Genomic DNA, 25,512 nt, shown 5'->3' on the forward strand with positions numbered 1-25,512 from the left:
AAGCGTACAGATCTCCCAGGGTAATTCGCGCGACCTTCCTGCTTATGCCTGTCGGATCTACGTCACAGCGTTCCGTGCAAGTATTGGGCTTTGACGATATTGGCCGCCTTACCCCGCTGTACCGCCTCTATCCGCTTCCTGTTCGTCAGGCCAGCATTTTGCCTCGGGCTTCCTTCAGATTCGCAGTCGCCCGCGACACCCTTGCCTCTGGCTAACACTTCCCCTTGCCGGGTGTGTAGAGGACTTTCACCTCCAAGTCACCAGCAGGGCCACCACAGCCAAGCTGGTTGCGCTTGCGCGCAACGCGCCATGCCTGGCGCACCAATGAAAAACGCCGCGACAGGCGCGGCGTTCTTTCGCTGGCAGGCGGATCTTATATGTAGAAGGCCTTCAGCGGCGGGAAGCCGTTGAATTCCACGGCACTGTAGCTGGTGGTGTAGGCGCCAGTGGACAGCCAGTACAGGCGGTCGCCGCTGGCCAGGTTGAGCGGCAGGCCGTACTTGTAGTTCTCGTACATGATGTCGGCACTGTCGCAGGTCGGACCGGCGATCACCACTTCCTCCATCTCGCCCTTCTTCTCGGTCCAGATCGGGTACTTGATGGCCTCGTCCATGGTCTCGATCAGGCCGGAGAACTTGCCCACGTCGGTGTACACCCAGCGCTCCACGGCAGTGCGCGACTTGCGCGACACCAGCACCACTTCGCTGACCAGGATGCCGGCGTTGGCGATCAGCGAGCGGCCCGGCTCGAGGATGATCTCCGGCAGCTCGTCGCCGAAGTCTTCCTTGAGGAAGCGGATGATCTCCTCGGCGTAGGTCTCCAGGCTGTTGGTCTTGGTGATGTAGTTGGCCGGGAAGCCGCCGCCCATGTTGATCATCTGAAGCGAAATGCCGTCCTCTTCCTTGAGGCGCTCGAAGATCACCTTGACCTTGGCGATCACCGCGTCCCAGACGTCGATGTCGCGCTGCTGCGAGCCAACGTGGAAGGACACACCATAGGGCACCAGGCCCAGTTCGCGGGCGAGGATCAACAGGTCCAGAGCCATGTCTGGCTGGCAGCCGAACTTGCGCGACAGCGGCCAGTCGGCGGTGGTGGAACCCTCGGAGAGGATGCGCACGTAGATCTTCGAGCCCGGCGCCGCCTTGGCGATGTTGCGCAGGTCGGCTTCGGAGTCGGTGGCAAACAGACGCACGCCCTTCTCGTAGAAGTAGCGGATGTCGCGGGACTTCTTGATGGTGTTGCCGTAGCTGATGCGCTCGGCGCCGACGCCTTCGGCCAGCACCTTGTCCAGCTCGTAGATCGAGGCGATGTCGAAGTTCGAGCCCTTGTCGCGCAACAGGCGGATGATCTCCACCGCCGGGTTGGCCTTCACCGCATAGTAGATGCGGGCGAAGGGGAAGCACTCGCCCAGCTCGTCGTAGGCGCTGGCGATGGTCTCGGTATCGATAACGACGAAGGGCGTTTCCTGCTTGTCGGCAAAGGCCTTCATGCGCTGGAAAGTGGCAGGCGGATAGTAGTCTTCGATCTTGATCGACATGCACGGACTCCAAATGGCAAAACGCGGACAGGGTTGAAAAGGGGTTGATTCGCGAACGCCTGATCAGTTTCCCCACTTTGGTTCGCCTACTTCCCAAGGCATGTCGCCGAAAGCAAAAAGGCCAACCGGATACAGGGGTTGACCTTGCTGTCTCGTCGTCAGTACTTGAGCCGGATGGATCGTTTCCAGCATGGACGTTCGGCCGCGAACTTTAGGACCATGGGGAGGCAAGATCAACCCTAAATTTTCCCGCTTTCCGCCTCCTCGCCGGTCCATTCCGCAAACGTCCAGTATCGACAACGAAACCATTCAATATGTCGAACAGCCTGGCGACCGGGGAGGTGTGCGGCAGCAGGCGACGGGCGCGCTCGCCACCTGTCTCGACAGACCGGCGCGAGCGCGGGATGTTCCCTGCCGGCCAGCCCCTTGCCGATGTCCGAGCGGGCTGGCCGGCACCCGGTTTCAGGTATAATTCCGCGCTTTTCCGGGCCCCTTCCGCCCGCCACCGCATTTCTCCCAGGCACGAACCCATGACCATCCAGGCCGCCGAAGTCGCGAAGCGCCGCACCTTCGCCATCATCTCCCACCCCGATGCGGGCAAGACCACCATCACCGAGAAGCTGCTGCTGATGGGCCAGGCGATCGCCGTGGCCGGCACGGTGAAGTCGCGCAAGTCCGACCGCCACGCCACCTCCGACTGGATGGAGATGGAGAAGCAGCGCGGCATCTCCATCACCACCTCGGTAATGCAGTTCCCCTATCGCGAGCACATGATCAACCTGCTCGACACCCCCGGCCACGAGGACTTCTCGGAAGACACCTACCGCACCCTGACCGCGGTGGACTCGGCGCTGATGGTGCTCGACGGCGGCAAGGGCGTGGAGCCGCGCACCATCGCCCTGATGGACGTCTGCCGGCTGCGCGACACCCCCATCGTCAGCTTCATCAACAAGCTCGACCGCGACATCCGCGACCCCATCGAGCTGCTCGACGAGATCGAGGCGGTGCTCAGAATCAAGGCTGCGCCGATCACCTGGCCGATCGGCTCCTACCGCGACTTCAAGGGCGTCTATCACCTCTCCGATGACCGCATCTACGTCTACACGCCGGGCCACGGCCACGAGCGCATCGAGACCAAGGTGATCGAGAAGCTCGACTCCGACGAGGCCCGCGCCCACCTGAGCGACCTGTACGACGACTTCGTCGAGCAGTTGGAGCTGGTCCAGGGCGCCTGCCACGAATTCGACCGCGAGGCCTTCCTCAAGGGCGAGATGACCCCGGTGTTCTTCGGCACGGCGCTCGGCAACTTCGGCGTCGACCAGGTGCTGGATGCCGTCGTCGACTGGGCGCCGCAGCCGCTGTCGCGCGCCGCCCACGAGCGGGTGGTGGAGCCGACCGAGGAGAAGTTCACCGGCTTCGTGTTCAAGATCCAGGCGAACATGGACCCGAAGCACCGCGACCGCATCGCCTTCATGCGCATCTGCTCGGGCCGGTACGAGAAGGGCATGAAGATGCGCCATGTGCGGCTCAAGAAGGATCTGAAGATCGCCGATGCCCTGACCTTCTTCTCCAGCGAGCGCGAGCAGCTGGAGGAAGCCTGGGCCGGCGACATCATCGGCCTGCACAACCACGGCACCATCCAGATCGGCGACACCTTCAGCGAGGGCGAAACCCTCGGCTTCACCGGCATCCCGCACTTCGCCCCGGAACTGTTCCGCCGCGTGCGCCTGAAGGACCCGCTGAAATCCAAGCAGCTGCGCCAGGGCCTGCAGGAGCTGGCCGAGGAAGGCGCAACCCAGGTGTTCTTCCCCGAGCGCAGCAACGACATCATCCTCGGCGCGGTCGGCGTGCTGCAGTTCGACGTGGTGGCCAGCCGGCTGAAGGAGGAATACAAGGTCGAGTGCGCCTACGAGGCGATCAACGTCTGGTCGGCGCGCTGGATCGAGTGTGACGACAAGAAGAGGCTCGAGGACTTCAAGGTCAAAGCCTTCGAGAACATCGCCATCGACGGCGGCGGCCACCTCACCTACCTGGCGCCGACCCGGGTCAACCTGAGCCTGATGGAGGAGCGCTGGCCGGAGGTGAAATTCCGCGCCACCCGCGAGCATCACTGAGGCCTCACGTTACCCGGTAAAACCGTAGGGCGGGTGAAACCCGCCCTACGGGCTGATCGCCAGCAAGCTGGCTCCTGCGGGGAATGCTCCGCCCGTAGGAGCCAGCCCGCTGGCGATCGCCCTCACCCCTGCTCCGCCGCCGGCACCGGTACCAGCTCGACCGCCTCCCCGCGCTTGAGCACCGCATACAGCACCCCGGTCAGCAGGCTGCCGGCGACGATCGCCAGCAGGTACGTCAGCGCATGGTTGATCGCGTTGGGAATCAGCAGCACGAACAGCCCGCCGTGGGGCGCCATCAGCTTGCAGCCGAAGTACATCGACAGCGCGCCGGTCAGGGCGCCACCGGCGATGCTGGCCGGAATCACCCGCAGCGGATCCTTGGCGGCGAAGGGAATCGCCCCCTCGGAGATGAAGCACAGCCCCAGCACGCCGGCAGCCTTGCCGGCCTCGCGTTCGCTCTGGGCGAACTTGTAGCGGGCCAGCAGGGTGGCGATAGCCATGCCGAGCGGCGGCACCATGCCCGCCGCCATGGTCGCCGCCATCGGTGCATAGGTCTGCGAAGCCAGGAGCCCCACCGAGAAGGCATAGGCAGCCTTGTTGACCGGCCCGCCCAGGTCCACGCACATCATCCCACCGAGCAGCAGGCCGAGGAGCACGGCATTGGTGCTGCCCATGCCGTTGAGGAAGCTGGTCAGCCCGGCGAGCATGCCGGCCACCGGCTGGCCGACCACGTAGACCATCACCAGGCCGGTGAACAGGCTGGCCAGCAGCGGGATGAGCAGGATCGGCTTGAGCGACTCGAGGCTGGCCGGCAGGCGCAGCCAGCGGCTGAGGGCACTGGAGCAATAGCCGGCCAGGAAGCCGGCGACGATGCCGCCGATGAATCCCGCGCCCAGGTTGGCGGCCAGGAGACCGCCGATCATCCCCGGCGCCAGGCCCGGGCGGTCGGCGATGGAATAGGCGATGTAGCCGGCCAGCACCGGCACCATCAGCTTGAACGCGGCGTCGCCACCGATCTGCATCAGCGCCGCGGCCAGGCTGCCCTCCTCCTTGAACGCCTCGATGCCAAAGACGAACGACAGGGCGATCAGCAGGCCGCCGGCCACCACCATCGGCAGCATGTAGGAGACCCCGGTCAGCAGATGCTTGTAGGGGCCGCTCTTCGCGGCGGGCTTGCCGGACGCGGCGGACGCGGCGCGGCTTTCGCCGGCTTGCGGCACCGCTTCGCTCAGGGCGCGCCTCAAGGTCTGGTGCGGCTGCTTGAGGGCCACGCCGGTGCCGCAGCGGTAGACCTTCTTGCCGGCGAAGCGGCTGGTGTCCACCTCGATGTCTGTGGCCAGCAGCACTACGTCGGCGGCGGCAATGGCCGCCTCGTCGAGCAGGTTGCGCGCGCCCACCGAGCCGCGGGTTTCCACCTGCAGGGCGTAGCCGAGCTGCCCCGCCGCCTGCTGCAGGGCCTCGGCGGCCATGAAGGTGTGGGCCACCCCGGTCGGGCAGGCGGTCACCGCCACCAACCGCGGCTGGGCCGAGGCCGCGGCAACCGGCGCGGCCGCCCCGGCCTGGAGCACCTCGGCGCGCTTGGCGGCCTCTTCGAGGAAGTGTTGCGGGTCTTGCAGCGCCTCGGCCGGGGTGGACTGCACCAGGCGCTTGCCGACGAAGCGCTCGAGCGCCAGCTCGCCGGTCTTGACCACGACCACCAGTTCGGCGGCGGCGATGTCCTCGTCTGAAAGCGGCGAGCCAATCGCCTTGGGATCATGCACCTCGACGCAGGTGGCCCAGCCCAGACGCTGGGCGGCCGCCTCCAGCAGGCGTGCGCAGAGCACGCTGGTGACCATGCCGTTCGGGCAGGCAGTGACGATCAGCAGATTCATGAAAAAGAAACCTCTTTTCTTGTTGTGTCGTATCAAGCCAGCGACGTGACCGTCACGCCCGCCTCCAGGCGTGCCAGCTGTTCCCGGTCGTGGATGCCGAAGCCCAGTTGGGTGACCGCCTGGGCGGCGATGGCGGTGGCCAGACGCAGAGTGCGCTCGGCCGGCCAGTCTTCGAGCAGGCCGTGCAAGGTCGCGGCGAGCAGCGAATCGCCGGCGCCCACCGTGCTGACTACTTCGACCCGGGGCGGCCGCGCCTCAAGCGCGATGCCCGGGCCGAACCAGCTGACACCAGCGGCGCCGCGCGACAGCAGCACGTGCTCGACGCCCTGGGCGCGCAGGCGCAGCGCCGCGGTCAGCAGCTCGGTCAAGGGAACGCCCAGGGCCTCGGCCAGTTCCTCCTCGTTCGGCTTGACCAGCCAGGGCGCCACAGCCAGGCCGGCGCGCAGGGCCGCCCCGCTGCTGTCCAAAACCAGTGGCACGCCGCAGGCCCCGAGCCGGCGCAGCAGCACGGCGAACCACTCCGGCTCGACGCCCTGCGGCAGGCTGCCGGCGACCACCACGGCGTCGTGCCCGGCAACGATCGGCTCCAGCGCCTCGAGCAGCTCGTCGCGGTGCTCGGCCTCGACCTGCGGTCCCGGCCCGTTGATATCGGTGATCCGTCCGCTGCGCTCGGTCAGCTTGATGTTGCTGCGGGTTTCGCCGGGTACCCGGACGAAGGCGTCGACGAAGCCGCGGCGGTCGAACAGCGCCTCGAAGGACGCCGCATTGGCCGTGCCGAGAAAGCCGCCGACGGTCACCCGGTGGCCCAGGTCGGCGAGCACCTGGGCGACGTTCAGCCCCTTGCCGGCGGCATGGGTGATCAGCGCCTGGCCGCGATTGACCGCCCCCGGCTGCAGGGTATCGAGGCGCAGGGTCAGATCCAGCGCCGGATTCAGGGTCAGGGTCAGGACACGCGCCATCACTGCATCTCCCCGACCAGGGCGCGCACCGCGCCGGCGCTCTCCAGCGCCAGGGCCTGTTGTGCCAGGGCGCGGCTGTGGGTGAAGTCCAGCTCGCGCACCCGCGCCTTGACCAGGGCGATGGCCCGCGCCGAGACGCTCAGCTCATCCACCCCGAGGCCCACCAGCAGGGGCACGGCGAGCATGTCGCTGGCCAGTTCGCCGCACACGCCGACCCACTTGCCCTCGGCATGGGCCGCCTCGACGGTCATGCCGATCAGCCGCAACACCGAGGGATGCAGCCCGTCGGCCTGGGCCGACAGGGTCGGATGGCCGCGGTCGATGGCCAGGGCGTACTGGGTCAGGTCGTTGGTGCCGATGCTGAAGAAATCCACCTCGCGGGCCAGCACCGGCGCCAGCAGCGCCGCCGAGGGCACCTCGACCATGATGCCGAGCTGCAGGTCGGCGACCGGGGTCTCCTCGCACAGACGCAGGGTCATGTCGCGGGCGATGCGCCACTCCTCGACGCAGCCGACCATCGGGAACATGATCCGCAGCGGCCGCCCCTCGGCCGAGGCCAGCAAGGCGCGCAGCTGGGTTTCCAGGATGTCCGGGCGCTGCAGGCTCAGGCGAATGCCGCGCACGCCGAGGAAGGGGTTCTCCTCCGCCGGCATAGGCCAGTAGGGCAAGGGCTTGTCGCCGCCGACATCCAGGGTGCGCACCACCAGCGGGCGGCCGGCGAGCCCGTCTAGCACGCGGCGGTACTCGGCTTCCTGGGCAGCCTGATCCGGCGCCTGGGCATGGTCCATGAACACCAGCTCGGTGCGCAGCAGGCCGACGCCCTCGGCGCCCAGCTCGACGGCCTCGGCACTCTCGGCGCTGGCGCCGATGTTCGCCGCCACTTCCACCGCATGGCCGTCGCAGGTCACTGCCGGCTGCAGGCGCCCGGCATGGGCGCGCTCCCGGCGCAGCCGGTTGGCCTCGCGCTCGCGCTGCGCCTGTTCCAATGTCTGCGCATCCGGAGCAACGCGCAGAAGGCCGTGGTCACCGTCGAGCAGCAACAGGGTGCGCTGGGCCAGGGCCAGCACCGCCTCGCCGGCGCCGACGATGGCAGGAATCCCCAGGGTGCGGGCGATGATCGCGCTGTGCGCGGTGGCGCCGCCGCGGGCCGTGAGGATGCCGGCCACCCGCTGGCGGTTGAGGCTGGCCACGTCGGAGGGGGCCACCTCGTCCATTACCAGGATGTAGGGCTCGTCCGGCTCGCTCGGCGCCTCGACACCGCACAGGTGCGCCAGCACCCGCCGGCCGATGTCGCGCAGGTCGGCGGCGCGCTCGGCGAGCAGTGCATCGTGCAGGGCCTCCTGCTGCTGCGCTGCCGCTTCGGTTTCGACGCTCCAGGCCGCCTCGGCGCTGAGCCCGTCGGCCAGACGCGCATTGACGTCCTCGCGCAGCGCCGGATCGCGCAGCATTGCCTGATGGGTGATGAAGATCTCGCGGATGTTGGCCTCCTCGCTGCCGTCGATCAGTCGCTGGATATCCGCCGTGACCTGCGCCAGGGCGCTGTCCAGGCGCTGCAGCTCGATCAGCATGCCTTGGCCGCGCTGCGGATAATCGAGCTCCAGCGGCGTGCGCACCAGCGCCGGACCGATGGCGATACCCGGCGCGGCGGCGACCGCCTGCAGGCGCGCCCCCGCCACCGGCGCCTGCGGCCGGGCGATGACACTGGCACTGGCCGTCACCTCGGAGGGCGATGCCCCGCCATGCACCGCCAGCGGCTCGATGCTCTCGCCGAGGCCGGCCAGTACGGCGGCCTCGATCGCCGCCAGAGCATCGGCGGCGATCGCGGGTTCGGCGCTGAATTCCAGCTCCTGGCCGCGCCGCGCGCCCAGCGCCAACAGCTTGCTCAGGCTCTTGGCCGACACCCCGCGTCCGGTTTCGCCGGCCAGGCGGATGCGGATCTCGCCCTCGAAGGCCTGGGCGACCTCGACCAGCGCCTTGGCCGGACGTGCGTGCAGGCCATGGGCGTTGGCCAGGGTGACGCGCCGGCTCGGCCAGTCGTCCGGCAGCTCGGCGCCCAGGGCTTCCAGCACGCTGCGGCTACAGGTGGCTTGGCTGAAGGTCGCGCCACGCCCCTCGACCAGCAGGTCGCAGAGCCGCTCGAGCAACTGGCGGTGCGCCTCGCCCAGGCTGGCCAGGCAGAACAGCCCGGCCAGCGGCTGGCCATGCAGGCTGACCGGCTGCGCCGGTGTGACGAAGGCCAGCCCGGGCTGCTCCACCGCCTGCTCGCTGTGCAGCCACCAGAGCCCATCGCCCAGCGGCAACGGCTGGCTCTGTACCAGGCTGCCGGCGAAGCCGGAGGCCACGCAGCCGGCCCGCTTCAAGAGACGCGCGCCGTGCCAGGCCAACTCGTCGAAATCCTCGGCTACCACGCCCAAGCCGATCAGTTGGCTATCCAGGGCCAGCTCCCGCGGTGCACCCTGCAGCAGCGCGACGATGTTCTCGGCCTCCTCGGCCTCGCGCAGCGCCTGACTGAGATCGCCCTCGCCGAGGGCCCGGGTCAGCAGTTGCAGCAGATGCAGGTGCTCGTCGGAGCGGGCGGCGATGGCGATGGCCAGGTAGACCCGCTGGCCATTGCCCCAGTCCACGCCCTCGGGGAACTGGATCAGGCGCACGCCGGTGCGCCGCACCTGGTCGCGGGTTTCCGGCGTGCCGTGGGGAATCGCGATGCCCTGGCCGAGGTAGGTCGAGCCCTGGGCCTCGCGGGCCTGCATGCCGGCAAGGTAGCCGGGCTCCACCAGGCCGTCGTCGATCAGGCCCTCGGCCAAAAGCGCCAGTGCCGCCTGCTTGTCCGGCGCGCTGCGGCCCATGCGGATCTGCGCGGCATTCAACTCGAGCATGGAAATCTCCTAATTGTTCTGGTTCTGGCAAGAGCCACCATCGAGCGCAGACAACGCCGATTATCTTTAGAAGAATAGTCTACCGGGCTGCCCGCTGAATCGTTTCATCATGGGCTGGCACGTTACCCGATAATGGGCGATCCTTGAAGCCCTGCTGTTATGCCACCCAGGACCTAACCTTGAAACTCAGCGATATCGCCCGCCTGGCCCAAGTGTCCGTCACCACCGCCAGCTATGTAATCAACGGCCAGGCCGCCCAGCGGCGCATCAGTCCGGCCACCGTGGAGCGCGTGCTGGCAGTGGTCGAGCGCTACGGCTATCTCCCCGACCAGCAGGCCGCCGGTCTGCGCCGCGGGCAGAGTCGCTGCCTGGGCTTCATCCTCCCGGATCTGGAGAACCCCAGCTACGCGCGCCTAGCCAAGCTGCTCGAACAGGGCGCTCGCGCCGCCGGCTACCAGCTGCTGATCGCCAGCTCCGACGACGACCCGTCCAGCGAGCGCCAGTTGCTCGAACTGTTCCGCTCGCGGCGCTGCGACGCGCTGATCGTCGCCAGCTGCCTGCAGCAGGACGATCCGCTCTACCACAACCTGGTCGAGGCTGGGCTGCCGGTGATCGCCGTCGACCGCGCCCTCGACCCCGCGCACATCCGCTCGGTGGTCAGCGACGACCAGTTGGCCGGCGCCCAGCTCACCGCCAGCCTGCTCAGCCCGCCGCCGCGGCATATCGCGCTGATCGACGCCTACAGCGCCCTGCCGATCAGCCAAGCGCGCGAGCGCGGCTTTCACCAGGCCCTGGAGGGATTCGACGGGATCATCAGTGTCCATCATGCCGAGCAGTTCAGCCGGGCCTGCGGCTGCCAGCAGATGCACGCCCTGCTGCGCGGTGCGGACCGGCCGGACGCTCTGGTGACCACCTCCTACGTGCTGCTGGAGGGCGTCTTCGAGGCCCTGCGCGACTACCCGGCGGAGGCGTTCGCCGGACTGCGCCTGGCCACCTTCGGCGATGCCCAGCTGCTGGACTTCGTGCCGCTGCGGGTCAATACCATCTCCCAGCAGCACGACCGCATCGCCGAACGGGTGCTCGACTGGACCCTGCGCGCCATCGAGGGTGACTACCTGCCCGGGATCGAGGCCATCCCGCGCACCCTCAAGGTCCGCCGCGAGCAGCCATAGGAGCGGCCCGGCGAGACCGGCCTACGCCGGCTGCAGCTCCTGGCTGTATACCGCTACGCCGTCGATATCCCGCAGGCTGACCCGCAGCAGACCGCTCTGCGCCTCGATCTCCACTTCGCCGAAGAACTGGTAGCCGGCCAGCGGCGAGCTGTTGGCCACCGGCGGCGCCTTCTGGAACACCACTTGGGGACCGAAGGTGCCGTCCAGCGGATTGGGGCCGAAGCTGCCGGCGTTGAGCGGACCGGCGACGAACTCCCAGAACGGCTCGAAATCCTGGAAGACCGCCCGCTCGGGGCTGTAGTGGTGGGCCGCGCAGTAGTGCACGTCGGCAGTCAGCCAGACAGTGTTGCGGATCTCCTGCTGGCGGATGAAGGCCAGCAATTCAGCGATCTCCAGCTCGCGGCCGAGGGCCTGGCCGTCGTTGCCGTTGGCGATCGCCTCCCAGCGCCTTTGGCCCTGCGCATCCTGGCCGTCGGGGATGAGCAGGCCGATCGGCATGTCCGCGGCGATCACCTTCCACAGCGCCCGCGAGGCACGCAGTTCGCGCTTCAGCCAGTTCAGCTGGGGATGGCCGAGGAAGGCGGCTCCCGGTCCCTGCCGCGGCTGCAGGTTGTCGCTGTTGGCGTCGCGATAGCTGCGCATGTCCAGCACGAACACGTCCAGCTGCGGGCCGTAGCCGAGCTTGCGGTAGATGCGTCCGGCCCCGTCGGGGCGCAACAGGCGCATCGGCGAATACTCGAGGAAGGCCTGGCGGCCGCGGGCGGCGAGCAGGCCGATGTCGCGGACCCGATAGCGGTCGTCCAGCTCCTTGCCCGGCGACCAGTTGTTGGTCACCTCGTGGTCGTCCCACTGCCAGATCTGCGGCACATCCGCATTGAAGCGGCGCAGGTTGTCGTCGAGCAGGTTGTAGCGGTAGTTGCCGCGGAACTCGTCAAGGCTCTCGGCTACCTTGCTCTTGGCCTCGGTGACCAGGTTGTTCCACAGCTGGCCGTCGGCGGTCTGGATCTGCGCGCTGATCGGCCCGTCGGCATAGATGCAGTCACCGCTGTGCAGGAAGAAGTCCGGCTGGCGCCGGCGCATGGCCTCGTAGATGCGCATGCCGCCGATCTCCGGGTTGATGCCGAAGCCCTGCCCGGCGGTGTCGCCGCCCCAGACGAAGCGAAGGTCCCGCGCCTGCGCCGGAGCGCTGCGCAGGTGACCGAACCAGGGCTCGCTGAGGGTGCCGTCGCGGGCGTCCTCGAAGCGCACCCGGTAGAAGATCGACTGGTCCGCCGGCAGCCCGCTCAGGTCGATGCGCGCGGTGAAGTCCTGGCTGGCGTCGGTCGCCTCCCCCACCAGCCGCCGCGGCGCGCTGAATACGCTGCGGGTGTCCCACTCGACGATCATCCGCGCAGCCCGGTCGCAGCGGCTCCAGATCACCGCGCGGTCGCCCTGCAGATCGCCGGACTGCACGCCGTCGGTGAGTTGTGGCCGCGCGCCGGGCGCGGCGATCAGCGCCGGAGCAGCCCCCATCCCCGGCAGCAGCAGACCGGCGCCCATGCCTTGCAGCAGGCGGCGGCGACGGATATCGGTATCGCTCATGTGCGTCTTCCCCTATGGACCCAAAGGAAGTACGGGTTTAAGCCATCCCGTTGACGGAAGCATGACGGTGCACCGACGGCGCCAAGCCATCATCCATACTGGCCCGCCTATCTGCCACACAACCGTAAAGTCCCTGACACATCCCTCCTCCAGCATCGCCTTATCGTTTGCGCACTCGGGGGTATCCGTCTTGAAAATCAGCGTTTTCGGCATCGGTTACGTGGGCCTGGTACAGGCCGCGGTCATGGCTGAGGTCGGCCACGACGTGCTCTGCATGGATATCGACGCGGTCAAGATCGCCCAGTTGCAGCGTGGCCAGGTGCGCCTCTACGAGCCGGGCCTGACCGAACTGGTGCGGGAGAACCTGGAGGCTGGGCGGCTGCGCTTCACCACTGACGAGCGGGCGGCCGTCGAACATGGCCGGGTGCTATTCATCGCCGTCGGTACCGACTCGGTGGCGGACGGCTCGGCCAACCTCGCGGGGGTACTGGCGGTCAGCGACGCCATCGCCCGCCACCGCCGAGAGCCGCTGGTAATCGTCGAGAAATCCACCGTGCCGGTCGGCACCGGCGACCGCCTGCAGGCGCGCATCGCTCAGGCACTGCAGGCGGCCGGCCGCCAGCTGGACTTCGAGATCGTCTCCAACCCGGAATTCCTCAAGGAAGGCTCGGCCCTGGCCGACTGCCGACGCCCGGATCGCATCGTCGTCGGCAGCACCTCGGCCAGCGCCCGCGAAACCATGCGCGAGCTCTACGAGCCTTTCAACCGCAACCACGACCGCATGCTGTTCATGGACCTGCGCAGCGCCGAGCTGACCAAGTACGCCGCCAACTGCATGCTGGCCACCAAGATCAGCTTCATCAATCAGATGGCCGAGCTGGCCGAGCACCTGGGCGCCGACATCGAGGCGGTGCGCCAGGGTATCGGCGCCGACCCGCGCATCGGCTACCACTTCATCTACCCCGGCTGCGGCTACGGCGGCTCGTGCTTTCCCAAGGACCTGCGGGCGCTGATCCACAGCGCCGGCGAGGCGGGCTGCGCCAGCGACCTGCTGCAGGCGGTCGAGGCGGTGAACGCGCGGCAGAAGGGCAAGCTGTTCGAGCTGGTGCGCCGCTACTTCGGCGATGACCTGCGCGGGCGGACCTTCGCCCTCTGGGGACTGGCCTTCAAGCCGAACACCGACGACATGCGCGAGGCCCCCAGCCGCGATCTGCTGGAGGCGCTGTGGGCCGCCGGCGCGCGGGTGCGCGCCTACGACCCGGAGGCCATGCACGAGGCCCAGCGGCTCTACGGCGACGACGAAAGGCTGCAGCTGATGGGCACCCCGGAGGCCGCCCTGGGTGGTGCCGACGCCCTGCTGATCTGCACCGAATGGCAGCAGTTCAAGGCCCCCGACTTCCCGCTGATCGCCCGCAAGCTGGCCGCCCCGGTAATCTTCGACGGGCGCAATTTGTTCGATCCGGAGCGCCTGGCCCGCCACGGCTTCCGCTACTTCGCCATCGGCCGCGGCGAATGCCTGCCGCCCCAGGGCAATCCGCAGGTGGAAAACCTACAGCGCTCGGCCTGAACGGCAAACCCGGATATCCTTCGGACAGGCGCTGCTCCAGATAGCGAACCGTGGAAGCGGCCTTGGCCGCTCCCACGACGCCAGCCCCGGAAGGGAGGCAGGGTGAAACGCGTCCTGCATGCGCGCCCTCCGCCGCTTCCCGATGGAGTCCACTGCCCATGCGGCTGATCGACACCCACAACCACCTCGACTTTCCCGACTTCGACGCCGACCGCGCCGCGGTGCTGGCCCGCTGCCGGGCGCTGGGCGTTGGGCGCCAGGTCCTGCTTGGTGTGTATCGGCAGAACTGGCAGCGCATCTGGGATCTGGCCTGCACCGAACCCGGCCTGTATGCCGCCCTCGGCCTGCACCCCGTGTTTCTGGAGCGACACCGCGCAGCCGATCTGGACGATCTCGGCGCCTGGTTGCGCCGTCTGCACGGCCACGACAGGCTCTGCGCAGTCGGCGAGTTCGGTCTCGACTACTACCTCGGCGGGCTGGACCGCCAACGCCAGCAGGCGCTGTTCGAAGCCCAGCTGCGGCTGGCGGCGGAGCTGGAGTTGCCGGTGTTGCTGCACGTGCGGCGCGCCCATACGCCCACCATCGCGGCCCTGAAGCGCATGCGCCTGTCCCGCGCCGGCATCGTCCATGCCTTCAGCGGCAGCCGGGAGGAGGCGCGGGAGTACCTGAAACTCGGCTTCCGCCTAGGTCTCGGCGGCGCGCCGACCTGGCCCCAGGCCAACCGCCTGCGCAAAGTCGTCGCCGAGCTGCCGCTGGAGGCCGTGGTACTGGAAACCGATGCCCCGGACATGGCACCTGCAATGCATCCCGGTGTGCGCAACAGCCCCGAGCATCTGCCGGAAATCTGCGCCGCCATTGCCGCGCTCATGGGCGTCGAGCCGGAAGCCCTGGCCGAAGCCAGCACGCGCAACGCCTGCGAACTGTTCGGCTGGGCCGATTGAAGCCGAGTTCAGAGGAACAGGATCGCCAGCGCCAATACCACGTACCAGAGCATCCCGGCGCGCACGAGGAGCTGCCACAGTTCGTCCAAGGTAACCACCCCTGCCTCGCCGGCCAGCACTTCTACCTCCTGACCCTCGTTGGCGGCACGCCCGGCCTCGATCACCAGCTTCGCCGCGGGCACCTCGCGATTCCATAGATCGTGCAGCAGCACGCGGAGCACCGCGGCGAAATTGCCGACCAGAGCGAAGCTCAGGGCCAGAGCGCGCGCCGGCAGCCAGTCGAAGATATGGCGCAGCCGCACCGACTGCTCGCGCAGGGCCGGAAGGGTCGTGTGCTCGCCGGTCAGCGCCAGCAGACGATAGACCAGCGCTGCCACGGGCCCGAGCAGGGCGTACCAGAAGATCACCGCGAAGAAGCTCTGGTAGGCCTGCCACAGCAGGTAGCCCTGTACCCGCCGCAACAGCGACAGGCTCTCCTCCGCCTCCACCGCCAGGTCACGCTCAGCCGCCAGACAGGCGGCTTCGCTGTCGCCGCGCCGCCAGGCATCGCGGAACGGCCGCAACTCGGTCAGCACATCGCCGCGCCCCAGGCTGTAGATCAGCACCAGGATATGCAGCGGCAACGCCAGCCAGCCGTAGAGCGGAGCCGACAGCAGCGCCAGCAGCAGCCCCACCGCAAGCACCGGCAAGGCTACCAGGCGGAACAGCGCCCGGCGGGGCGATCCCGCCAGGTCCGGGTCAACCTCGACCCGATCCAGGAGCCGCAGCCAGAAAATGTCCTGCTGGAAGCGCAGACGCCAGCGGGAGAACCGCTCCACCAGCAGCACCAGCAGAAGCACCAGAAACGTCATTGCATACCTCTCGAGTCGGATAGTGCATTGCGATAGCGCGCCCAGTCGAATGCTGGCCCCGGGTCGGTCTTGCGCTGGGGAGCGATATCGACATGGCCGCAGATGTGCCGGACGTCGAGTGCCGGATAAGCCTGCTGCAACAGCCGGGTGAGAGTCGTCAGGCTGGTGTATTGGGAGTCGCTGTAGGGCAGCTCGTCGGTGCCCTCCAGCTCGATGCCCAGGGAAAAGTCGTTGCAGTTCTCTCGCCCCCCGAAGCACGACTGCCCGGCGTGCCAGGCGCGGTCCAGGCAGGAGACGAACTGGGTGATCGCGCCATCGCGCTCGATGAAGAAGTGCGCTGAAACCTGCAGCGAGGCAATGGAAGCGAAATAGGGATGCTCGTCCGCCGGCAGGCAGTTGCCGAAGAACTGCTGCACCTTACCGGTGCCGAAGCAGCCCGGCGGCAGGCTGATGTTGTGGATCACCAGCAGGGAAATCTCGCCCTGAGGGCGGGCATTGAAATTCGGCGACGGGCAATGGCGAATGCCTTGGCACCAGCCGGTGGCGGGATCGAGCTGCATGCATCTCTCCTGAAAACAGCCGACACTCTAGAGCAGCCGGGCCGCTGGGCCAAGCGATGCCCCGTTGCAGGCATGCCAGCGGGCTGGATCCGCACTGCACGGGAGGCAGCGCGCGCCCTATAATCCGACGCATCCAACCTGCCGGAGTCCCCCATGCCAGACCTCATTCTTGCCGACCTGAGCGCCGAAATCGTGGCGAACGTCCGCCGCGCCCTGGCCGAGGACATCGGCAGCGGCGATCTCACCGCGCAGCTGATCCCCGAAGGACGTCTGGCCCGCGCCCGCGTCATCACCCGCGAGGCGACGGTGATCGCCGGCAGCGCCTGGGTCGACGAGGTGTTCCGCCAGCTCGACCCGCGCGTCGCCGTGCACTGGGAGGTTGCCGACGGCGAGCGGGTCGACGCCGACAAGCTGTTGTTCAGCCTGGAAGGCCCGGCCCGCGCCCTGCTCAGTGGCGAACGCAGCGCCCTGAACTTCCTCCAGACCCTTTCCGCGGTGGCCAGCCGCTGCCGCCACTATGCCGATCTGGTCGAAGGCACCTCTGTGCGCCTGCTGGACACCCGCAAGACCCTCCCCGGCCTGCGCCTGGCGCAGAAATACGCAGTCACCTGCGGCGGCTGCCACAACCACCGCATCGGCCTGTTCGACGCCTTCCTGATCAAGGAAAACCACATCGCCGCTTGTGGCGGCATCACCGAGGCGGTCGCTGCGGCCCGGCGGATCGCCCCCGGCAAACCAGTGGAGGTCGAAGTCGAAGACCTGCAGGAACTCGACCAGGCCCTGGCCGCCGGCGCCGACATCGTCATGCTCGACGAGCTCAGCCTCGAGGACATGTACACCGCCGTGCGCCTCACCGCCGGCCGCGCCAAACTGGAAGCCTCCGGCGGCATCAACGGCGACAACCTGCGCCGCATCGCCGAAACCGGCGTCGACTATATCTCCCTCGGCACCCTGACCAAGGACATCAAGGCGGTGGATCTATCGATGCGGTTGCAGCTGTAAGGGAGAACGCCTTCCCCACTTCACAGGAGCCGGCTTGCTGGCGATCAACTGCCTGCCAGCGCTCCGTAGGGCGGGTGAAACCCGCCGAAAATGCCCAAGAAGGCCCACCCCGAAACGGCGGGTTGCACCCGCCCTACCCCTCCACAACTGAACCATCGTTCCCGACACCGGCCCAATCGGCAGGATAGACGCCTTGCCTCGCCCACCGGTGAAAGCTGGACCATGGCCAGTCCACGACCCGCTCGACCAGGCCGTGCTTCAGCGGATTGCCGTGCAGGTAGTCGAGATGCCGGCGAAAGTCGTGCTCGTCGCGAATCAGGTGTTCCCAGAAGCGGTGCTGCCAGAGCGTGCCGCATTGCTTCGCGGTACGCCGCCCGGTCAGATAGTCGGAACGGCCATGGGCAGACCCGCAGGTGCGGGTGACATGCCGCTTGATCAGCCGCCAGCGGGTGGAGAAATCGGCATCACCCTCGGGCAGGGTCCAGATGGCGTGCAGATGATCCGGCAGCAGCACCCAGCCATCGATACGAAACGGCAGCGTTTCCCGCACGAGAACGATGACCTCGCGCAAGGCCAGGCGAACATCCGTATGGATCAGGATCGGCTGGCGACGCTCGGTGACCTCCGTGAAAAAGTAGGTTCCGCCGGGAACACGAGCGCGGCGATAACGCGACATGACAACATCCTTGTGGTGCACACAATGCAGGCGTCGGATTGCCCGGCGCGAAACCCACCGTCATGCCAATGACGTTGCCGGAACGCAAACGCCCCGTACAGAGACGGGGCGTTCGGTAGGGCGGGTGAAACCCGCCATTGCCGATGGAGTTGCCGGCAACCGCGCGGGTTGCACCCGCCCTACAAGGCTCAATCGCAGCAATGGGTGCCGGAGCAGCGCGGGCTTCACCCCGCCCCACGGCTCCGCTTAGCGGCACTCGCTCGGAGCGAACTGGGCCGGCAGGGTACCGACATTCAGGGCCTCCAGGCTACGAGCGGTCGAAACAGCGTTGTTTTCGGAGGCGCAGCCCCAGTCAACGGAACCAGTATTGCCGGTACCGAAGTTGGCAGCCAGTTGAACCGGGCCGGTACCAGTTTGCACGTAGGGCGTGTAAACCAGAGTAGAAGCAGCCGGGATATTACCGACGTTGGCCTCGTTGAAGGTCACGGTCACTTCACCAGTGGCATTATCAATCAATACAGAGGCCACGTACTTACTGATCGCACCATTGCCGCCGGCCTGGGCATTCCAGGTGTCAGCAGTAGCGGTCAGCTCGGTGAGAGTATTGCTTTCACCGATCATTTGCTTGGCGCTGGCAGCCAGACCCACGCCTTCGGTCACACGGGCGCGAATGGTGTAGTCCTGATAGGCCGGCAGGGCGACGGCAGCCAGAATACCGATGATCGCTACGACGATCATCAATTCGATCAGGGTAAAACCTTTTTGCATTTGAGCTTTCATCAAACTTCTCCTTGAAGTATTCAGGCTTTGTTTCTAGCCTGCCGGAGTCATTGCAGGCGATATGCCAGCTTTTCTCGATTCAATTTGGAGAAGTTCTGTTTTCAATGCCTCCACTCCCCTGCAACAACCGCTGCAAACCCTGCTATTGCTAGGGTTACACGACATCGACGACATGTAGGAACAACTCATCCGCAACTTCCCCAGATGGGCAATGCATCACAAAAACCGATATATCCGTGCGACAAAGTGTCCGAACTTTCGAGTACATCCAATATTCCGCCTGACAATTCACCGCAAAAACACAACCTCAAACCCGCCAGTTCCTGACACTTTTTGTCACCTGTTTTTTGTGAGTTTGGCAGATATTGGTAACTGGGTTATAAGGCGGGGCCATTGCGGGGGAGTGGCGGATTGCCTGCATTGGTCGAGAAATTTTTTCTGCTTCCCTCTTAAAAAATCTCCTCACCCCGGCCCTCTCCCCGGCGGGGAGAGGGGGGAAGCTGGTGGAGCACCCTGGCAGCGACCGGTCAGCAGCCCGTTACCCTTATATTGCGCAGAGAGCTGTCCATTCGATGAGCAACGACGTTTCCCTCCCCGGCCTGGCGCGGCAGATGGTGCTGACCGGTCTGATCGACGAAAAGACCGCCCAGCAGGCGCAACTGCAGGCGCAGCGCAACCAGACATCTCTGATCACCTGGCTGGTGCAGAACAAGCTGGCAAAGAGCCGACCGCTGGCAGAGCTGGCCGCTGAGCAGTTCGGCATCGCCCTGCTCGATCTCAAGACGCTGGACAGGGAGGGTCAGCCGAAGGACCTGGTCAGTGAGAAGCTGATCCGCCAGCACCGCGTCCTGCCCCTGTGGCGGCGCGGCAACCGGCTGTACGTGGCGATTTCCGATCCGACCAACCACGAGGCGATCCGCGAAATCCGCTTCGGCACCGGCCTGAACACCGAGGCCATCCTGGTCGAGGACGATCGGCTGGGCGAGGCCATCGAGAAGTATTTCGAGGGCGCCGGCACCGGTCTGGACGACCTCGCCGATGCAGACTTGGATGGACTCGACGTCGAGGCGAGCGGCCAGAAGGAGGATGAGGCCGACCCGAGCGGCGGAGCCGAGGACGCGCCGGTGGTGCGCTTCGTCAACAAGATGCTGCTGGACGCGATCCGCGGCGGCTCCTCCGACCTGCACTTCGAGCCCTACGAGAAGAGCTACCGGGTGCGCTTTCGCACCGACGGCATCCTCCATGAGGTGACCAGACCGCCGGTCCAACTGGCGCCGAAGATCGCCGCGCGGCTGAAGGTGATGGCCGGGCTGGACATCTCCGAGCGGCGCAAGCCGCAGGACGGCCGGATCAAGATGAAGCTGTCGAAGACCAAGGCCATCGACTTCCGGGTCAACACCCTGCCCACCCTGTGGGGCGAGAAGACGGTGATGCGGATTCTCGATCCGTCCAGCGCACAGATGGGCATCGACGCCCTGGGCTACGAGGCCGAGCAGAAGGCGCTCTACCTGGCGGCGCTGAGCCAGCCGCAGGGGATGATCCTGGTGACCGGCCCGACCGGCTCGGGCAAGACGGTATCCCTGTACACCGGCCTGAACATCCTCAATACGCCGGAGGTGAACATCTCCACCGCGGAGGATCCGGTGGAGATCAACCTGGAGGGCATCAACCAGGTCAACGTCAATCCGCGCCAGGGCATGGACTTCTCCCAGGCGCTGCGCGCCTTCCTGCGCCAGGACCCGGACATCATCATGGTCGGCGAGATCCGCGACCTGGAAACCGCCGAGATCGCCATCAAGGCCGCACAGACCGGACACATGGTGATGTCCACCCTGCACACCAACAGCGCCGCGGAAACCCTGACCCGCCTGCGCAACATGGGGGTGCCCTCCTTCAACATTGCCACCTCGGTGAACCTGATCATCGCCCAGCGGCTGGCGCGCAAGCTGTGCGCCTGCAAGAAGGCGGTAGACATTCCCCGCGAGGCACTGCTCACGGAAGGCTTCCCGGAAGAACGCATCGGCACCTTCAAGCTCTACGCCCCGACCGGCTGCGAGAACTGCAACGGCGGCTACAAGGGCAGGGTCGGCATTTATGAAGTGGTTAAAATCACCCCCGCCCTACAGCGCATTATCATGGAGGACGGAAACTCCATCGAGATTGCGCGGCAGATGCGCGCCGACGGCTTCAATGACCTGCGCACATCGGCTCTGCTGAAAGCCATGCAGGGCGTCACCAGCCTGGAAGAAGCCAATCGTGTCACCAAGGACTAAGACCAAGGACCAAACATGGCGGAAAAAGCGTTGAAAACCAGCCTGTTCACCTGGGAAGGCACCGACCGGCGCGGGACCAAGGTCAAGGGTGAACTGAGCGGACAGAATCCGGCGCTGGTCAAGGCGCAGTTGCGCAAGCAGGGCATCAACCCGAGCAAGGTGCGCAAGAAGGCCGCCTCGCTGTTCGGCGCCGGCAAGAAGATCAAGCCGCTGGACATCGCCCTGTTCACCCGGCAGATGGCCACCATGATGAAGGCCGGCGTGCCGCTGCTGCAGGCCTTCGACATTATCTGCGAGGGTTTCGACAATCCGAACATGCGCAAGCTGGTGAGCGAGGTGAAGCAGGAGGTGTCGGCCGGCAACAGCTTCGCCACTGCCCTGCGCAAGAAGCCGCTGTACTTCGACGACCTCTACTGCAACCTGGTGGACTCCGGCGAGCAGTCCGGCGCCCTGGAAAATCTGTTGGACCGGGTCGCCACCTACAAGGAAAAGACCGAGGCGCTGAAGGCCAAGATCAAGAAGGCGATGACCTACCCTATCGCGGTGGTGGTGGTGGCGATCGTCGTTTCGGCAATTCTGCTGATCAAGGTGGTGCCGCAGTTCCAGTCGGTGTTCGCCAACTTCGGTGCCGAGCTGCCGGCCTTCACCCGGATGGTCATCAGCCTGTCGGAGACCTTGCAGGAATCCTGGTACTACGCGCTGCTGGGGATGTTCATAGTGGCCTTCAGCCTCAAGCAGGCGCACCGGCGCTCGGAGAAGTTTCGCAACTGGACGGATCGCTCCCTGCTCAAGCTGCCGATCGTCGGCGAGATCCTCTACAAGTCGGCGGTGGCCCGCTTCGCCCGCACTTTATCCACTACTTTTGCCGCCGGTGTGCCGCTGGTCGATGCGCTGGATTCGGTGTCCGGCGCCACCGGCAACGTGGTGTTCCGCACCGCTACCGACAAGGTCAAGGCCGATGTCACCACCGGCATGCAGCTGAACTTCTCCATGCGTACCACCGGCGCTTTCCCGACCATGGCGATCCAGATGACCGCCATCGGCGAGGAGTCCGGCGCGCTGGACGAGATGCTCGACAAGGTGGCGAGCTTTTATGAAGCAGAAGTGGACAACATGGTGGACAGCCTGACCAGCCTGATGGAGCCAATGATCATGTCGGTGCTCGGCGTGCTGGTCGGCGGACTGATCATCGCCATGTACCTGCCGATCTTCCAGTTGGGTGCCGTGGTCTGAACATGTCCTTTTACGAACTTCTGGCCGGCCATGCGCCAGCCTTCGCTTTCTGTGCGGTGCTGCTGGGCCTGGTGGTCGGCAGCTTTCTCAACGTGGTGATTCATCGCCTGCCGAAGATGATGCTGCGTGACTGGCAGGCACAGGCACGGGAAGTGCTGGAGCTGCCCGGTGAGGGGCCGGGTGAGACCTTCAACCTGCTATTGCCCCACTCCCACTGCCCGCACTGCGGCCACGAGATCAAGCCTTGGGAGAACATCCCGCTGCTCGGCTGGCTGGCTCTGCGCGGCCGCTGCTCGGCCTGCAAGGCGCCGATCAGTGCGCGCTATCCACTGGTGGAAATGGCCTGCGGGCTGCTCTCGGCCCATGTCGCCTGGCATTATGGCTTCGGCTGGCAGGCCGGCGCCATGCTGCTGCTCGGCTGGGGCCTTTTGGCCATGAGCCTGATCGACTACGACCACCAGCTGCTGCCGGACTCGCTGGTGCTGCCGCTGCTCTGGCTGGGACTGATCCTCAACAACTTCGGGCTGTTCGTTTCCCTGGAGGATGCCCTCTGGGGCGCGGTGGCCGGTTATCTCAGCCTGTGGTCGGTGTACTGGCTGTTCAAGCTCCTCACCGGCAAGGAAGGCATGGGCTACGGCGACTTCAAGCTGCTGGCGATGCTCGGTGCCTGGGGCGGCTGGCAGATCCTGCCACTGACCATTCTGCTCTCCTCGCTGGTCGGTGCCGTGCTGGGGGTCGTCATCCTGCGCCTGCGCAAGGCCGAAAGTGGCACGCCTATCCCCTTCGGCCCTTTCCTTGCCCTCGCCGGCTGGATCGCCCTGCTCTGGGGCGAACGGATCACCGGCAGCTACCTGCAGTTCGCCGGTTTGTAGGGCGGGCACAGCCCGCCGTTGCGGATCGGCCCCTTGCCATCGGCGGCGGGTTGCACCCGCCCTACGCAAGGAGCCCTATTGCCCGCAAGCCATTGCATATCCGCAGGCAAACCGGTATCTACACAGCACTTCGGCATCAAGTCTGCATTCGACATCATGAAACCCTGGATTCTCGGCCTGACAGGCGGTATCGGCAGCGGCAAGAGCGCCGCCGCCCAGCATTTCAGAACGCTCGGCGTGCACCTGGTGGACGCCGACGATGCGGCGCGCTGGGTGGTCGAGCCCGGCCGCCCGGTGCTGGCGAAGATCGCCGAGCACTTCGGCGAGGAAGTCCTCCTACCCGATGGACGCCTGGACCGCGCGGCGCTGCGTGCCCGAGTGTTCCGGAGCGTCGAGGAGCGTCGCTGGCTGGAGAGGCTGCTACACCCGCTGATCCGCCAGGAAATCCACAGCAATCTCGAGCGCGCTACCTCGCCCTATGCCATCTTGGTTTCACCACTGTTGGTGGAAACCGATCAACACAAGATGGCCCAGCGCATCCTGGTCGTCGATGTGCCCGAACCCCTGCAGCTCGAGCGCGCCATGCAGCGCGACCAGGTTGACCGGGAGCAGGTCGAGGCGATCATCAAGGCTCAGGCCAGCCGTGAGGAGCGCCTGCGCCATGCCGACGATGTGCTGATGAACGACCGCGACCTGTGCTGGCTGCACAGCGAGGTCGAACGCCTGCACCAGTTCTACCTGACCCTGCGCGGAGGCCAGCCATGAAGCAACCCCTGACGGTGACCTGTCCCACCTGCCGGGCGCCGGTCGAGTGGGGCCCGCAAAGCCCGCACCGACCGTTCTGCAGCGAACGCTGCAAGCTGATCGACCTGGGCGCCTGGGCGGCCGAAGAGCACGCGATTCCCGGCGACAGCCTCGAAGACGAGCTGTTTTCCGGCGATCTTCCGCCACGCGGGCACTGACTTGCCCCGGGCGATCCGTAGGGCGGGTCAGTGCGGCTCATCGTCCTTCCAGGGCGCCTGCAGGTAGCGGCTGCGGTTGAAGGTTTCCAGCCACTCCGGATAGTACACCACCAGCCCGCTGACCACCGCGCCATTGATGAACGCCTCGGGGAACATCACCAGCCACAAGTAGCCGAGGTAATCCAGCAGCCACGGCGGCATTTCGTACCGGCCATCCATCCACAGCACGCCGAATCCGGCCAGCAGGCAGGCCAGGGCACTCAGAGCAGCCGGAAAGAAGCCCGAGCAGAAGATGTAGACGAACAGGTTGCCCGGCTGCGCGCGCTCGACCAGCAGGGAGCAGCCTTCGGTGATCGACACGGGAAGTGCCACCAGCAGCAGACCGTTGATGCCCAGCGCCGCCAGATCCTGTCGCCCCAGTGCCAACAGCCCGAGCTGCGTAGTCAATCCGGCGAGCATTGCCAGCGGCCAGTCGAGCAACAGGGTCACCGCAGTCATGCCGATGAAGTGGAAGGACAGCCCGGAAACAAAATCGCGCCGCACCAGCCAGAGCAGGAACAGCGCCAGGACAGTCCCGAACAGCAGATGCTGGCGCCGGCTGTCGCTGAACAGCTCCAGCCAGGGCGCACGCCAGACAGCATGGAGCATGAGCCCGAAATAGAGGCCCCCGCCGATCAGCTGGGTACCGGGCGCCAGCAGATCGGCGGCAATCACGGCGCTGTCCGCTCGATGGCTGCGCTCAAGGCACTGGCGTCGTCGAACTCGCGCCGGGCGCGCAACCGCCCCTGCTCCAGGCCGAGCCACAACACCTTGTCTGGATCGCCCGGATAACGGGAAACGATCCGAGCGTCGCGGTCGAGCAGCACGCGATAGGAGTAATCGCGCATTGCCGGAACGGCGAACAGGCTAGCGATCAGCGAAGGCATGCGACTGATGTCGGCGACGAACACCACCTGGCGCGCCTCCAGGTACCCCTGTGGCCGCGCCTTGAGCGCTGCCTTGACCAGCCGGGCGCCATCCATGCTGCGCGCGACCAGCAGAATGCGGGTCTCCCCGCTCAGGCTGTAGGCCTGCTCATGCTGGTCCAGCAGGGTCCACGGGGCGAGCCGCTCGCCCACCTCCAGCGCCAGGGCCCAGAGCGGCGCCAGGCAAAGCACGATACCGGCGAAGAATCTCACTCGCAGCTTCTCCGTGTGGAATAGACCTGAATATCGCTGCGCATCTCCCAGTCGGCCTGCACCGCCCAGAAGGACAGAGCCTGCGGCGCATCCCGGAGGACGAAGACATGGGACTTGTCGATCCCCTGCCCCGCCAGCCTGGCCAGTGCTTCGTCCAGCAATGCCCGGGCGAAGCCGCGAGCGCGGCAGGACTCGTCCACCGCCAGATGCTGCAGATAGCCGCGCCGCCCGTCGTGGCCGACCAGCAGCGAAGCGACGATCCGCCCGTCGAGTTCGACCAGCAGGCTCAGCCCGGGATTGCGCGCGAGATAAGTACAAAAGGGCTCGAAGTCATCTTCGGCACGAAGCTGCAAACCCCGGGTGCGCCGCCACAGCGTCAGCAAGGCCGGATGATCGGCAGGAGTGATGGGGCGAATGGGCATGGGAAACTCCGAGGAACCGCCCGTGAAGTCTATACCGGGCGAGCGCCAGAGCGGCGGGACTGTCAGGGAGCGAACATGAGGCCGG

22 protein-coding genes are annotated in these 25,512 nt (G+C 66.5%); 10 read left to right on the plus strand and 12 right to left on the minus strand.

Features of this window, described 5'->3' with window-relative positions; genetic code table 11:
* Nucleotides 1-373 precede the first annotated feature (373 nt).
* A complete protein-coding gene (locus ACYVD0_RS01075) occupies nucleotides 374-1,537 on the minus strand; it encodes a type III PLP-dependent enzyme (RefSeq protein WP_460425063.1) in 1,164 nt (387 codons plus the stop codon).
* 530 nt (nucleotides 1,538-2,067) lie between these two features.
* Here ACYVD0_RS01075 and ACYVD0_RS01080 point away from each other — a divergent pair.
* Nucleotides 2,068-3,651, plus strand: a complete 1,584-nt coding sequence (locus tag ACYVD0_RS01080; protein ID WP_460425064.1) for a peptide chain release factor 3 — start codon at nucleotides 2,068-2,070, stop codon at nucleotides 3,649-3,651.
* A 122-nt stretch (nucleotides 3,652-3,773) separates the two neighbouring features.
* Here the strand turns inward: ACYVD0_RS01080 and ACYVD0_RS01085 are convergent, their stop codons facing one another.
* The 3 genes from ACYVD0_RS01085 to ptsP are packed head-to-tail and all read right to left on the minus strand — an operon-like array spanning nucleotide 3,774 to nucleotide 9,357.
* The gene (locus ACYVD0_RS01085; protein ID WP_460425065.1) at nucleotides 3,774-5,522 is read right to left on the minus strand and encodes a fructose-specific PTS transporter subunit EIIC; all 1,749 of its coding nucleotides are present in this window, start codon (nucleotides 5,520-5,522) and stop codon (nucleotides 3,774-3,776) included.
* A 32-nt stretch (nucleotides 5,523-5,554) separates the two neighbouring features.
* Nucleotides 5,555-6,481: a 1-phosphofructokinase family hexose kinase gene (pfkB, locus tag ACYVD0_RS01090; protein ID WP_460425066.1), complete on the minus strand. Its 927-nt coding sequence runs from the start codon at nucleotides 6,479-6,481 to the stop codon at nucleotides 5,555-5,557.
* A complete protein-coding gene (gene ptsP, locus ACYVD0_RS01095; protein ID WP_460425067.1) occupies nucleotides 6,481-9,357 on the minus strand; it encodes a fused PTS fructose transporter subunit IIA/HPr protein/phosphoenolpyruvate--protein phosphotransferase in 2,877 nt (958 codons plus the stop codon). The genes pfkB and ptsP overlap by 1 nt, the downstream gene beginning before the upstream one ends.
* Before the next feature lie 179 nt (nucleotides 9,358-9,536).
* Between ptsP and cra the strand changes: the two genes are divergently transcribed.
* Nucleotides 9,537-10,529 (plus strand): catabolite repressor/activator, encoded by a 993-nt coding sequence (cra, locus tag ACYVD0_RS01100; RefSeq protein ID WP_460425068.1) that lies wholly within the window; start codon nucleotides 9,537-9,539, stop codon nucleotides 10,527-10,529.
* Nucleotides 10,530-10,550: 21 nt separating this feature from the next.
* On the opposite strand, the gene ACYVD0_RS01105 is transcribed toward cra, so the two are convergent.
* Complete coding sequence (locus tag ACYVD0_RS01105) at nucleotides 10,551-12,110, minus strand: alkaline phosphatase D family protein (protein ID WP_460425069.1); 1,560 nt, start codon at nucleotides 12,108-12,110, stop codon at nucleotides 10,551-10,553.
* A 190-nt stretch (nucleotides 12,111-12,300) separates the two neighbouring features.
* On the opposite strand from ACYVD0_RS01105, the gene ACYVD0_RS01110 reads away from it, so the two are divergent.
* Together ACYVD0_RS01110 and ACYVD0_RS01115 are read left to right on the plus strand one after the other, a co-directional pair.
* Nucleotides 12,301-13,677 carry a UDP-glucose dehydrogenase family protein gene (locus ACYVD0_RS01110; RefSeq protein WP_460425070.1) on the plus strand — a complete coding sequence of 459 codons (1,377 nt, stop codon included), beginning with the start codon at nucleotides 12,301-12,303 and terminating at the stop codon, nucleotides 13,675-13,677.
* Nucleotides 13,678-13,835: 158 nt separating this feature from the next.
* Nucleotides 13,836-14,618 carry a TatD family hydrolase gene (locus ACYVD0_RS01115; protein ID WP_460425071.1) on the plus strand — a complete coding sequence of 261 codons (783 nt, stop codon included), beginning with the start codon at nucleotides 13,836-13,838 and terminating at the stop codon, nucleotides 14,616-14,618.
* Between the two features lie 8 nt (nucleotides 14,619-14,626).
* Here ACYVD0_RS01115 and ampE read toward each other — a convergent pair whose 3' ends face one another.
* Nucleotides 14,627-15,469, minus strand: coding sequence for a regulatory signaling modulator protein AmpE (ampE, locus tag ACYVD0_RS01120; protein ID WP_460425072.1), 843 nt, complete (start codon nucleotides 15,467-15,469; stop codon nucleotides 14,627-14,629).
* On the minus strand, nucleotides 15,466-16,029 hold the full coding sequence (gene ampD, locus ACYVD0_RS01125) for an N-acetylmuramoyl-L-alanine amidase (protein ID WP_460425073.1): 564 nt from the start codon (nucleotides 16,027-16,029) through the stop codon (nucleotides 15,466-15,468). Before ampD ends, ampE begins: the two co-directional genes overlap by 4 nt.
* 153 nt (nucleotides 16,030-16,182) lie before the next feature.
* Here ampD and nadC point away from each other — a divergent pair, with 153 nt between their 5' ends.
* On the plus strand, nucleotides 16,183-17,031 hold the full coding sequence (gene nadC, locus ACYVD0_RS01130; RefSeq protein WP_460425074.1) for a nicotinate-nucleotide diphosphorylase: 849 nt from the start codon (nucleotides 16,183-16,185) through the stop codon (nucleotides 17,029-17,031).
* A 133-nt stretch (nucleotides 17,032-17,164) separates the two neighbouring features.
* Here the strand turns inward: nadC and ACYVD0_RS01135 are convergent, their stop codons facing one another.
* Both ACYVD0_RS01135 and ACYVD0_RS01140 read right to left on the minus strand, forming a co-directional pair.
* A complete protein-coding gene (locus ACYVD0_RS01135) occupies nucleotides 17,165-17,707 on the minus strand; it encodes an REP-associated tyrosine transposase (protein ID WP_460425075.1) in 543 nt (180 codons plus the stop codon).
* 246 nt (nucleotides 17,708-17,953) lie between these two features.
* A complete protein-coding gene (locus ACYVD0_RS01140; protein WP_460425076.1) occupies nucleotides 17,954-18,487 on the minus strand; it encodes a pilin in 534 nt (177 codons plus the stop codon).
* 572 nt (nucleotides 18,488-19,059) lie between these two features.
* On the opposite strand from ACYVD0_RS01140, the gene pilB reads away from it, so the two are divergent.
* The 5 genes from pilB to yacG all read left to right on the plus strand — a co-directional run bounded on the left by pilB (nucleotide 19,060) and on the right by yacG (nucleotide 23,827).
* On the plus strand, nucleotides 19,060-20,760 hold the full coding sequence (gene pilB / locus ACYVD0_RS01145; RefSeq protein ID WP_460425077.1) for a type IV-A pilus assembly ATPase PilB: 1,701 nt from the start codon (nucleotides 19,060-19,062) through the stop codon (nucleotides 20,758-20,760).
* A gap of 15 nt (nucleotides 20,761-20,775) precedes the next feature.
* Nucleotides 20,776-21,993: a type II secretion system F family protein gene (locus ACYVD0_RS01150; protein WP_460425078.1), complete on the plus strand. Its 1,218-nt coding sequence runs from the start codon at nucleotides 20,776-20,778 to the stop codon at nucleotides 21,991-21,993.
* 2 nt (nucleotides 21,994-21,995) lie between these two features.
* Nucleotides 21,996-22,865, plus strand: a complete 870-nt coding sequence (locus ACYVD0_RS01155; RefSeq protein WP_460425079.1) for a prepilin peptidase — start codon at nucleotides 21,996-21,998, stop codon at nucleotides 22,863-22,865.
* 156 nt (nucleotides 22,866-23,021) lie between these two features.
* Nucleotides 23,022-23,630 (plus strand): dephospho-CoA kinase, encoded by a 609-nt coding sequence (coaE, locus tag ACYVD0_RS01160; RefSeq protein WP_460425080.1) that lies wholly within the window; start codon nucleotides 23,022-23,024, stop codon nucleotides 23,628-23,630.
* On the plus strand, nucleotides 23,627-23,827 hold the full coding sequence (yacG, locus tag ACYVD0_RS01165; protein ID WP_460425081.1) for a DNA gyrase inhibitor YacG: 201 nt from the start codon (nucleotides 23,627-23,629) through the stop codon (nucleotides 23,825-23,827). The genes coaE and yacG overlap by 4 nt, the downstream gene beginning before the upstream one ends.
* Nucleotides 23,828-23,854: 27 nt before the next feature.
* Here yacG and ACYVD0_RS01170 read toward each other — a convergent pair whose 3' ends face one another.
* From ACYVD0_RS01170 to ACYVD0_RS01180, 3 genes are read right to left on the minus strand one after another with little or no spacing between them, the layout of a single operon-like run.
* Nucleotides 23,855-24,541 carry an energy-coupling factor ABC transporter permease gene (locus ACYVD0_RS01170; protein WP_460425082.1) on the minus strand — a complete coding sequence of 229 codons (687 nt, stop codon included), beginning with the start codon at nucleotides 24,539-24,541 and terminating at the stop codon, nucleotides 23,855-23,857.
* Nucleotides 24,538-25,005: an FAD/FMN-containing dehydrogenase gene (locus ACYVD0_RS01175; RefSeq protein ID WP_460425083.1), complete on the minus strand. Its 468-nt coding sequence runs from the start codon at nucleotides 25,003-25,005 to the stop codon at nucleotides 24,538-24,540. Before ACYVD0_RS01175 ends, ACYVD0_RS01170 begins: the two co-directional genes overlap by 4 nt.
* Nucleotides 25,002-25,427, minus strand: a complete 426-nt coding sequence (locus ACYVD0_RS01180) for a GNAT family N-acetyltransferase (RefSeq protein WP_460425084.1) — start codon at nucleotides 25,425-25,427, stop codon at nucleotides 25,002-25,004. Before ACYVD0_RS01180 ends, ACYVD0_RS01175 begins: the two co-directional genes overlap by 4 nt.
* Nucleotides 25,428-25,512 lie beyond the last annotated feature (85 nt).

The sequence above is a fragment of the Azotobacter armeniacus genome, from assembly GCF_054779355.1.

Bases quoted from the DNA above. Each gene is read 5' to 3' on its own strand.
- ACYVD0_RS01135 (WP_460425075.1), bottom strand. From the start codon at position 17,707: ATGTCGCGTTATCGCCGCGCTCGTGTTCCCGGCGGAACCTACTTTTTC.
- ampE (WP_460425072.1), bottom strand. From the start codon at position 15,469: ATGACGTTTCTGGTGCTTCTGCTGGTGCTGCTGGTGGAGCGGTTCTCC.
- nadC (WP_460425074.1), top strand. From the start codon at position 16,183: ATGCCAGACCTCATTCTTGCCGACCTGAGCGCCGAAATCGTGGCGAAC.
- ampD (WP_460425073.1), bottom strand. From the start codon at position 16,029: ATGCAGCTCGATCCCGCCACCGGCTGGTGCCAAGGCATTCGCCATTGC.
- ACYVD0_RS01140 (WP_460425076.1), bottom strand. From the start codon at position 18,487: ATGAAAGCTCAAATGCAAAAAGGTTTTACCCTGATCGAATTGATGATC.
- coaE (WP_460425080.1), top strand. From the start codon at position 23,022: ATGAAACCCTGGATTCTCGGCCTGACAGGCGGTATCGGCAGCGGCAAG.
- ACYVD0_RS01180 (WP_460425084.1), bottom strand. From the start codon at position 25,427: ATGCCCATTCGCCCCATCACTCCTGCCGATCATCCGGCCTTGCTGACG.
- pfkB (WP_460425066.1), bottom strand. From the start codon at position 6,481: ATGGCGCGTGTCCTGACCCTGACCCTGAATCCGGCGCTGGATCTGACC.
- ACYVD0_RS01080 (WP_460425064.1), top strand. From the start codon at position 2,068: ATGACCATCCAGGCCGCCGAAGTCGCGAAGCGCCGCACCTTCGCCATC.
- yacG (WP_460425081.1), top strand. From the start codon at position 23,627: ATGAAGCAACCCCTGACGGTGACCTGTCCCACCTGCCGGGCGCCGGTC.
- pilB (WP_460425077.1), top strand. From the start codon at position 19,060: ATGAGCAACGACGTTTCCCTCCCCGGCCTGGCGCGGCAGATGGTGCTG.
- ACYVD0_RS01150 (WP_460425078.1), top strand. From the start codon at position 20,776: ATGGCGGAAAAAGCGTTGAAAACCAGCCTGTTCACCTGGGAAGGCACC.
- ACYVD0_RS01105 (WP_460425069.1), bottom strand. From the start codon at position 12,110: ATGAGCGATACCGATATCCGTCGCCGCCGCCTGCTGCAAGGCATGGGC.
- ACYVD0_RS01155 (WP_460425079.1), top strand. From the start codon at position 21,996: ATGTCCTTTTACGAACTTCTGGCCGGCCATGCGCCAGCCTTCGCTTTC.
- ACYVD0_RS01075 (WP_460425063.1), bottom strand. From the start codon at position 1,537: ATGTCGATCAAGATCGAAGACTACTATCCGCCTGCCACTTTCCAGCGC.
- ptsP (WP_460425067.1), bottom strand. From the start codon at position 9,357: ATGCTCGAGTTGAATGCCGCGCAGATCCGCATGGGCCGCAGCGCGCCG.
- ACYVD0_RS01115 (WP_460425071.1), top strand. From the start codon at position 13,836: ATGCGGCTGATCGACACCCACAACCACCTCGACTTTCCCGACTTCGAC.
- ACYVD0_RS01085 (WP_460425065.1), bottom strand. From the start codon at position 5,522: ATGAATCTGCTGATCGTCACTGCCTGCCCGAACGGCATGGTCACCAGC.